1 protein-coding gene is annotated in these 2,153 nt (G+C 30.8%); it reads left to right on the top strand.

Going from position 1 to position 2,153, the window contains the following annotated elements; genetic code table 11:
* Nucleotides 1–1,265: 1,265 nt before the first annotated feature.
* Nucleotides 1,266–1,604 (top strand): hypothetical protein, encoded by a 339-nt coding sequence (locus tag ACQR30_RS03150; protein WP_429731136.1) that lies wholly within the window; start codon nt 1,266–1,268, stop codon nt 1,602–1,604.
* Nucleotides 1,605–2,153 lie beyond the last annotated feature (549 nt).

Consider the following 2,153-nt stretch of genomic DNA (forward strand, 5'->3'; position numbering starts at 1 on the left):
ATAAATTGCTTGTAAATGTGTTTGAAAATTTTTAGATTTATCTTCATTTGATTTGTTTTTTAATTTGTTTTCTCTAATTTTTTCACATTCTTTTACTTGAGAATAAAGTATACTATTTTCATCATTCTTTTTTCAAAATGACAAATAAGACCACTTCTAAAAGAGCTGCCGACGCTCAGCCCGAATCTTCGGAACCAAAACGACATAAACTAGACAAAAACGAAAAACGTATATATTTTACTTTTATCTTTTTTTCTAAAAAAAAATATTATATTGTTAAATTTTTATCCTACTGTTAGTGCTAGAAAGGATTCTACGGAAGGTAGAAGAGATAGTAACCGGGCAGGAGGAGATTAAGGAGCGTTTAACGAATCTAGAGAGGGGCAGTGATAATAGTAATGATGATAAATCTATCGATGCGGAATTTCTAAAGGTAAGAATTCAAGTCCTGTAGTAATTCTGCGTAATATTTCATAAATACTTACAGCTATACAATTTGTTTAAATTAGAAAATAATTAACGGAATCGCAAAGCGATTATTAGAAACTTCGATTTATCCATCGCAAGATGAATTTTTTGAATCGACATGTTCATATATGATCGATGAACACTTGAGCTTCTTAAGTAAGTTTAAACGAGGAATCGAAGGCTCGCAATGGAAGGTGTACTACGAGAAAAGTATTGCATCGGCGGTAAGTTTTAGCAAATTTGCATTAATATATATTGAAATTACCGAGACAAAATCAATTATTATTTTTTTTGATTCCGGTCCGGAATACCAACTATCATTAGTTACTTGCGAAACATAGAAGCTACAGGGGTTCGTTAGTGTCGAGAATAAGAGAAGCTATGTTCTCTGCGTTCAGAAATTGTAAGCTCTCTCCGATTAACACCAATGCTAAAGAGTCAGAAATCAAAGCTTGGAAAGGCGACGTCGTGACAAAGAATTGTTTTAAGCAATTATTCAAAAAAATAGACCCTGCGAAGTCAGAAACGTACATGTCAAAAATACTCGAAAATTTATGGAAGGGAGGAAAAAAGAATGGATCTAAAATGCAGATTGCGTTCGCAATCAGTGTTTGCGAAATAGTTCTAAATCCCGATAATCCATTTGTTTCAATAAATGAGGACATAATTAAACCTGTCTTAACAAAAAATCTTGTAAGTTTCTAAATTGACACTGTAAATGCTCAATTATTTTTTAAATCATTTTATATGAATTAAATTTTATTTGTTAGCGAAAGATAACGAAAAAGGAGAATTTCTTGTCGGACGAACTTTCAGAATACGAATCGTCTGATTCTGCGTCAGCAGAAGAAGGTATGTTGAGTTACAAAGGTAAAGAAGTTGTTAGAGACGATGAGGATAAAGACAATGAAGATGGGAGAGTCGAAGGCGATGAAGTTGGCGATAAAGACGAAGTTGGCGATAAAGACGAATTTGGCGATAAAGACGAATTTGACGAAGGAGATAAAGTTGGTAAAGTCAGCGAAGGAAATAAAGATAAAGAAACCAATGCCTATGTTGATAGCGATGACAACGAGGAATTTAAAACTGCGCTACAAAAATTAAAATTAAAATATAAAATAAATGTAGTAGAATAATGAGTTTATTTTCTAGTTTTTTATATTTTTTCTATAGTTCGTTTGAATATAATAAAATGCGAAATACTTTGCAAAGTTTTGAGATGACAGCTGCGTGCGTTAAATTCCAAATTAAAATATAATAAATAATAAATCACAATAAAATACGAAATACTTTATATCTGTATCTTTATATGTGAGTTGTCTAATCGAAATTGTATACTATTTACATATGAATAATATGATACGTTCTTAAATTTTAATCATGTTATTGACAATTACTAATTACTATATAAGGAAATATCGCCTGCAAATTCTTAAGGCATTACAAAAGTGCTGATCTGCATAAACTTGCGACCAATCAGAATTGCGTGATCATACGTATTTATACTGCATACACGCGTTTGTTTATCATTTCGTTTTACTTTTAACCTGTATTTCCTGTATTTCTAAATAAACTACTTGTATTTGATATAACATTAGTAACTACGTTTCTTTTTCCCTTTTTTACTCAAATTTAATGGTATGAAAATTTTATTTATATGATATAAACATTACTAACCGACTGTG

The sequence above is a fragment of the Arachidicoccus sp. genome (assembly GCF_050436765.1).
Classification (GTDB): Bacteria; Bacteroidota; Bacteroidia; order Chitinophagales; family Chitinophagaceae; genus Arachidicoccus.